Genomic DNA, 324 nt, shown 5'->3' on the forward strand with positions numbered 1-324 from the left:
TCGCGGGAGCGGGAGCTAACTCAATAAACAGCATCAGTGGAACGACGGCGGCATATATGGAGGAAAGCTCCATTCTTAATTCGGGAAGTGTCTCTCTTAATTCAGAAAATCAATCCGGTATCAGTGCTAACGTATTTGCGGTTAGCGTGTCAGGCGGTGGTGGTAAAGGTGGGGGCGTAGGTGTTTCTATTGGCGCAGCGGTCTCTGAAAACCAAATTGGCTCAGAGTCGAACCGATTAACAGTATCCAGCTATCTCAAGAACACTGCAGTTAATAGTACAGGCAAATTGTCGTTGTCGGCACTCGCAGATATGGATGTGACAG

1 protein-coding gene is annotated in these 324 nt (G+C 48.1%); it reads left to right on the plus strand.

Going from position 1 to position 324, the window contains the following annotated elements; all coding sequences use genetic code 11:
• Positions 1 to 324 (plus strand): hypothetical protein (locus ACP45E_RS01570; protein ID WP_158008356.1); only part of this gene is annotated, 324 nt, incomplete at both ends.

Source organism: Vibrio genomosp. F10 str. 9ZD137, assembly GCF_049974785.1.
In the GTDB taxonomy this organism is placed as follows: Bacteria; Pseudomonadota; Gammaproteobacteria; order Enterobacterales; family Vibrionaceae; genus Vibrio.